Origin of the sequence: Amycolatopsis sp. MEPSY49 (assembly GCF_051337345.1) — a bacterium.
In the GTDB taxonomy this organism is placed as follows: domain Bacteria; phylum Actinomycetota; class Actinomycetes; order Mycobacteriales; family Pseudonocardiaceae; genus Amycolatopsis.
On record NZ_JBDLYJ010000030.1, the window covers coordinates 1 to 6,710 of the forward strand.

Here is a 6,710-nt window from a genome sequence, read left to right on the forward strand (position 1 = left end):
CAAACCCACACCCGCACACCCAATCCCAGCAACACGAACGACCCCAACAACCGCACCCCCAGCCACACCCCCGACCGCGCCAGTCGAATCAGCACCCCCGACCGCACCGCCAGACACCACGAGCAAACCCACACCCGCACACCCGATCCCGGTGGCCGAGCCACCCACCTCGCAAGCACAAGCGAGCACGCCGCCAACCCCTCCTCCGGCGCACGTCGCCGCCCCGGCGGCCGATCTCGCCACCCCGCCGAACGTCCCCTCGACACCCATCATCTGGCCGTCCGGCCCGGAACCCGCACCACCCACCACAGCCGTCCTCCCCTTGGCGACCGAACCCCGGCGCACCAACGAAGAAATCACCGCGGCGAACCTCCTCGACACACCGGCCGAACCCGCGGCCCCAGTGGCATGGTGGCCGCCGGCGGTGCTGGTCTTCGCCATCGTCCTGGCCGTCGCCCTGCTCCTGATCCCGCGCGCCGCCGAACCCCGGCGGCTCAGCGGCAGCCCGACTCCCCTCTCCCCCACTGCCGCGCCGGTCACCACCCGCCCGCCGGAACCCGCCGCGCTTCCCGACGGGCCGCCCGTCACCCCCACCGGAAACGGCACCTGGCACGTCCTCCCCGGCCCTGACACCCTCGCCGGAGCGGGCAACGGCGCCGAAGAGCTCACCTACACCGTGGAAGTCGAAGACGGCGTCGACGCGCCCGGGTTCGCCGAGCAGGTGGACACCATCCTCACCGACCCCCGCGGCTGGATCGGCCAGGGCAAGGTCGCCTTCCGGCGGGAAACCACCCCCGACGCCCGCCCCGAAGTGCGGATCAGCCTCACCACTCCCGGCACCAGCCGCCGGCTCTGCGGGTTCGCCATCCCCTACGACTCCTCGTGCCACCTGACCCACCGGATCGTGCTCAACCTCGCGCGGTGGGTCCGGGGCGCGCACTCCTTCGGCGGCGACCTCGCCGGCTACCGCACCTACGCCGTCAACCACGAGATGGGGCACGCGCTCGGCTTCGGGCACGTCGGCTGCCCCGCTCCCGGCGCGCCCGCGCCGGTGATGATGCAGCAGACCTTCGGCCTCTCGAACACCTACCTCGCCGAGCTCAACCGCGCCGAACCCGGGGCCGCCACGCGGGTCCGGGCCGACGGCGCCGTCTGCCGCCCGAACCCCTGGGTCGGCTGAAAGTGGTTCGGACCGCCGCCGACCGGGTACCCACCGCGGGCTCTGCCGCGGGGAAGGGGTGCCATGGTGCGGAAACTTCTGGCCGGTGCCGGAGCCGTCCTGCTGCTCGCCGGGTGCGGCGGGGTCGGCTCGGGCGGAGGCGGCGAAACCTCGTTGACCACCATGGGGTTCGGCCTCGGTGACGAGATCGCCACCACCCGCGCCGACCTGGCCGGGAAGGCCATCGCGCCGGCCACGGTGAAGATCGGCGGGAGTGCCTTCGACGCCCAGCAGTTCCTGGCCGCCGTCGCTTCACACACCCCACCCGACCTCGTCTACCTCGACCGGCAGCTGCTCGGCACCTACGCCGCGCGCGGCACCCTCGAACCGCTGACCGGCTGCATCGCGCAGCAGCACGTCGACGTCGGCCAATACCGGCCCGCCGCGCTGAACGAGGTCACCCTCGACGGCGTCGTCTACGGCCTGCCCGAGTTCTACGACAACCGGGTCCTGCTGGTCAACGACACCGCCGTCGAAGCGGGCGGCCTGCGCCCGCAGGACCTCACCACGACCGACCGGGACAAGCTCGCCACCGTCGCCCGGACGCTGACCGCGCGCACCGGGGGCGGGCTGACGCGGATCGGGTTCGACCCGAAGATCCCCGAGTTCCTCCCGCTGTGGGCCGAGGCGAACGGCGTGCGGATGCTGAGCGACGACGGCCGGACCGCCCATCTCGACGACCCGCGGCTGGCCGCCGTCCTCGAGTACACCAAGTCGCTCATCGACGCGCAGGGCGGCTGGGGCGCGGTCAAGGCGTTCCGCGACTCCTTCGACTTCTTCGGCGAGAAGAACCCCTTCAAGCAGGGGCAGCTGGCCTCGACCCTGATGGACGACTGGTACCTCAACGTCCTCGCCAACTACTCTCCCGACGTCCGGATGTCGGCCAAGCCCTTCACCGACACCGCGGGCACGCCGATCGACTGGGTCACCGGCAGCGCCTGGGTGATCCCGGCCGGCAGCACCCACAAGGACCAGGCCTGCGCCTGGATCAAGACGATGACCGACGCGCCGACGTGGGTCGCCGCCGCGAAGGCGCGCGCGGAGAAGCGCCGCGCCGCCGGCAAGGCGTTCACCGGTGTCTACACCGGCAACCGCGTCGCGGACCAGGAGATCTTCGGCTCGATCGTGGAGCTGGAGGACCGCCCCGCGTTCGACTCCGCCGTGCAGGCCGTGCTCCGCGCGCAGGACAGCGCGTTCAGCATGCCGGCCTCCCCGGCCGGCTCCGAGTTCAAGACGGCGTGGCAGAACGCCGTCAACCGCGTGCTGTCGGGCGAGCAGCAGCCCGCCGGCGCGTTGCGCCAAGCCCAGCAGGAGGCCCAGCGCGCGCTCGACGCCGCGGTGGCCCACCGGTGAGGCGGCGCACGAAGGAAGCCTGGGCCGCCTACGCGTTCCTGTCGCCGTGGATGATCGGCTTCGTGGTCTTCATGGCGGTCCCGATGGTCGCCAGCCTGGTCCTGTCCTTCACCGACTACGACGCGCTGCGCTCGCCGGACGCGGTCGGCTGGGCGAACTACCGGCGGCTGCTGGACGACCCGGCCGTGCGCAAGAGCCTCGTCAACACGCTGGTGTACACCGTGTTGTCGGTGCCGTCGACGATGGCCGTGTCGCTCGCGCTCGCCGCGCTGCTCACCCGGGCCGGGCGCCGCTCGGCCGGTTTCTTCCGCACGGTGTTCTACCTGCCCGAGATCACGCCGAAGGTCGCCGTCGGCGTGCTGTTCCTCATCCTGTTCAACGGCCAGGCCGGCCTGGTCAACGCCGTGCTCGGCCTGGTCGGCATCGACGGCCCGCAGTGGAGCACCGACCCGGTGTGGGTGAAACCGGGGCTGGTGCTCATGCACCTGTGGTCGGTGGGCAGCACGGTGGTGATCTACCTGGCCGCGCTGCGCGGGGTGCCGCGGGAGCTGTACGAGGCCGCCGAACTCGACGGCGCGTCGGCGTGGCAGCGGTTCCGGCGGATCACCGTCCCGATGATCAGCGGCGCGCTGTTCTTCACGCTCATCGTCCAGACGATCGCGGCGCTGCAGTCGTTCGACGAGGCGTACACGGCCTTCTACGGCTCCGCGGCGTCGGCGACCTACAGCAGCGACGCGGCGTTGTTCTACCTCATCTACCTGTTCCGGCAGGCGTTCGAGTTCCTCCACCTCGGGTACGCGTCGGCGATGGCGTGGCTGCTGTTCCTGGTGATCCTGGCGATCACGCTGGTGCAGGTCCGGCTCAGCCGGCGCTTCGTGCACTACGAAGGCGGCGACCGGTGACCGCGCGGCGCGTACTCCGATGGGTGCTCCTCGCCGCGGCGACCGTCCTGTTCCTCTACCCGTTCGTGTGGTTGCTCAGCGCCTCGCTCAAGCCCGGCGGGCAGGTCTTCGACAACGCGCTGCTCCCGCACACGTGGGCGTGGGGCAACTACGCCGACATCTGGCAGGCCGCCCCGGTCGCGGCCTGGATGCTCAACAGCGTGGTGGTGTCGCTGGCCGCCGCCGTGACGGTGACGCTCACCAGCTCGCTGGTCGCGTTCGGGTTCGCGTACTTCCGGTTCCCCGGCCGCACCGCGCTCTTCGGCCTGGTGCTCGCGACGATGATGCTGCCCGCCGCGGTGACCATGATCCCGGTCTACCTGATCTGGAACAGCGCCGGCCTCGCGCACACGCAGGTGCCGCTGTGGGCGGGCAACCTGTTCGGCAGCGCGTTCTACATCTTCCTGCTGCGCCAGTTCTTCCTCGGGCTCCCCCGCGAAGTGTTCGAAGCGGCCCGGGTCGACGGCGCGAACCACTGGACGCTCTTCTGGCGCATCGCGGTGCCACTCTGCCGGCCGGCGCTGATCGTCAGCTTCGTGTTCGAGCTCAAGGCCAGCTGGTCGGACCTGCTCAAGCCGCTGATCTACCTGCGCGACCCGGCGCTGTACACGCTGCCGCGCGGGCTCAAGGCCCTGTCCGACCAGTTCGGCCAGGCGGGTGAACAACGCTGGGAGATCGTCCTCGCCGGCAGCGTCTTGACGACCGTGCCGCTGCTGATCGTCTTCTTCTTCGCCCAGCGCTACTTCCTCGCCGGGATCACCACCGGCAGCCGGCGAGGCTGACGACCCAGGGTCGCGCCTCGTCAGCCGGACGAGTCACGGCCGGTCTCGATAGGGTTCCTCCGCGACCGCCGCCCGCCACCGCGCGCAGGGCCACCGCTGGGCCAGACGGGCCACGCCCGGGCACCACGAGTGAAGCTCCTTGTCCCCGCCGATCTTTCGTCGCTAGCGTCGACGGAGAGGGGACGACACCGGGCTGTCCGGGGAGTTCCTTGCACACCAAGGAAAACGCGAACGAGGAGTTTCCCGATGACGGCTCTCGACCAGCCCGTGACCCGCACCGCGTACCAGCAGTCGGTCGCCGACTACTGGAACGCGGAGAAGGACCCGGTGAACCTCCGGCTGGGCGATGTCGACGGTCTCTACCACCACCACTACGGCATCGGCGACTACGACCCGGCCGTGCTCGAAACCCCGGAGTCCCAGCGCGACGACGCGATCATCGCCGAGATGCACCGGCTCGAGACGGCGCAGGCCGACGTCCTCCTCGACCACCTCGGCCCGATCGGGCCCGCCGACCGGCTGCTCGACGCCGGCTGCGGCCGGGGCGGCACGAGCGTCATGGCCCACCAGCGCTTCGGCTGCCAGGTCGACGGCATCTCCATCTCCGAGCAGCAGGTCGCGTTCGCCAACGACCACGTGCGGCAGCGCGGAATCGACGGCTCGGTGCGCTACCACCTGCGCAACATGCTCGACACCGGCTTCGAATCCGGGGTCTTCCAGGGGATCTGGAACAACGAGAGCACGATGTACGTCGACCTGCACGAGCTGTTCGCCGAACACGCCCGCCAGCTCAAGCCCGGCGGCCGGTACGTGACGATCACCGGGTGCTACAACGACGTCACCGGCGGCCGGTCGCGCGCGGTCAGCCAGATCGACCAGCACTACATCTGCAACATCCACGCCCGCGGCGACTACTTCAAGGCGTTGTCGGACAACGGGTTCGTGCCGATTAACGTCGTCGACCTGACGGCCGCGACGATCCCGTACTGGGAGCTGCGGGAGCGGTCCTCGGTCGCCACCGGGGTCGAGAAGCCGTTCCTGACCGCCTACCGCGAAGGCAGCTTCCACTACCTGCTCATCGCCGCCGACCGCGTCTGAGGCGGCCGGGCGACGAGGGAGAGCACCATGACGACCGGCACCGAGTGTCCACAGTGGACGACAGGAGGCGCCGAGAGCCTGCTCGCGGGCCCGTTCGGCCTCGGCACCGCGGCGGCCCGGATCGCGACGCAGTTCGCGCCGGCGCCCGGGCAGGACCCGGCCTACGCCTACCTGCCGTGGGGAGACGGCAGCGGGCCGCCGTTGTACTGCCCGATCGCCGGCCGCGTCGACGACGCCCTCGCCGGCGAGGTCGACCGGCGGCTGGTCGCGTGGGCCGAAGACTGCGGGTTCACCGGCGCGGGCCTCGACCAGATCGCCCACGCCGGGTTCGGCAGGCTGGCGATGCTCGCCCACTCCGACACCGACGACCCGGACCGGCTGCTCGTCGCGGCGCAGCTGAACGCGGTCTGGTGGGCGGCCGACGACTACTACGCCGACGACAGCACGCTGGGCGCGGCGCCGACCGAACTGCCACCACGCCTGGCGCTCGTCATGGCGGCCATGGACCCGGTCGCGCCGGCCGGGGAGTTCTCGGCGCCCCTCGAAGAAGCGCTGCGGGCCGACCCGATCCTCGTCGGGCTGCACTCGGCCATCGATCACCTGGGCCGGCACGGTTCCCCCGTGCTGGTCCAGCGGGTCTGCTACGCGACGTTCTCGATGTTCGTCAGCTGGGACGCCTACGCGGCGTGGCGCCACACGGGCCGCTACCCACCGGCGTGGGAGTACCTGGCGGCCCGCCAGCACGACAGCTTCTACACGTCGATGACGCTCGTCGACGCCGTCGGCGGCTACGAGCTGGCCGCGCCGTTCTACTACGACCCGCGGGTGCGGGAGGCGATGATGCGGGCCGGGACGGCGTCGGTGCTGGTCAACGACCTGCACTCGGTGGCCAAGGACGCGGCCGACGAGAAGCCGGTCTGCAACATGGTCCTGCAGATCGCCGCCGACCGGGGGTGCTCGGTCGAAGAGGCGGTCGAGGCGACCGTCGAGCTGCACAACAAGATCGTCCACGAGTTCGAGGACGGCCACCGGGAGCTGCTGGCGGTCCCGTCGCCGGAGCTGCAGCGGTTCCTCGTGGGTGTCCGTTCCTGGATGGGCGGCGGCTTCACCTGGCACGCCACCAATCCCCGCTACCAGTAACCCCGTTCCGACCGACACGCATGATTGGGTGGTTTCGCTGTGACCGTCACCGACCCGGTGGACACCGACCAGGCACCACTGAGCCTCGGCCGGGCTGCCGCCCGCACCCTGGCGACCACGACCAAGTCGGTCCCCCAGATGCAGGGCATCTCCTCCCGCTGGCTGCTCAAAATCCTG

At 71.0% G+C, this 6,710-nt stretch carries 6 protein-coding genes; all 6 read left to right on the plus strand.

The features are described from left to right. The first annotated feature begins 322 nt into the window (after window positions 1-322). The 6 genes from ABFJ78_RS50060 to ABFJ78_RS50085 all read left to right on the plus strand — a co-directional run bounded on the left by ABFJ78_RS50060 (window position 323) and on the right by ABFJ78_RS50085 (window position 6,533). Window positions 323-1,180, plus strand: a complete 858-nt coding sequence (locus ABFJ78_RS50060) for a DUF3152 domain-containing protein (protein ID WP_436394684.1) — start codon at window positions 323-325, stop codon at window positions 1,178-1,180. Window positions 1,181-1,243: 63 nt separating this feature from the next. Continuing rightward, on the plus strand, window positions 1,244-2,572 hold the full coding sequence (locus ABFJ78_RS50065; RefSeq protein WP_436394685.1) for an extracellular solute-binding protein: 1,329 nt from the start codon (window positions 1,244-1,246) through the stop codon (window positions 2,570-2,572). Next, entirely contained in the window at window positions 2,569-3,474 is a 906-nt protein-coding gene (locus ABFJ78_RS50070; RefSeq protein ID WP_436394686.1) for a carbohydrate ABC transporter permease, read from the plus strand. The genes ABFJ78_RS50065 and ABFJ78_RS50070 overlap by 4 nt, the downstream gene beginning before the upstream one ends. Further along, window positions 3,471-4,295, plus strand: coding sequence for a carbohydrate ABC transporter permease (locus ABFJ78_RS50075; protein WP_436394687.1), 825 nt, complete (start codon window positions 3,471-3,473; stop codon window positions 4,293-4,295). The genes ABFJ78_RS50070 and ABFJ78_RS50075 overlap by 4 nt, the downstream gene beginning before the upstream one ends. Before the next feature lie 246 nt (window positions 4,296-4,541). After that, complete coding sequence (locus ABFJ78_RS50080; protein ID WP_436394688.1) at window positions 4,542-5,393, plus strand: geranyl diphosphate 2-C-methyltransferase; 852 nt, start codon at window positions 4,542-4,544, stop codon at window positions 5,391-5,393. A 27-nt stretch (window positions 5,394-5,420) separates the two neighbouring features. Further along, window positions 5,421-6,533, plus strand: a complete 1,113-nt coding sequence (locus tag ABFJ78_RS50085) for a family 2 encapsulin nanocompartment cargo protein terpene cyclase (protein ID WP_436394689.1) — start codon at window positions 5,421-5,423, stop codon at window positions 6,531-6,533. Window positions 6,534-6,710: the final 177 nt, after the last annotated feature.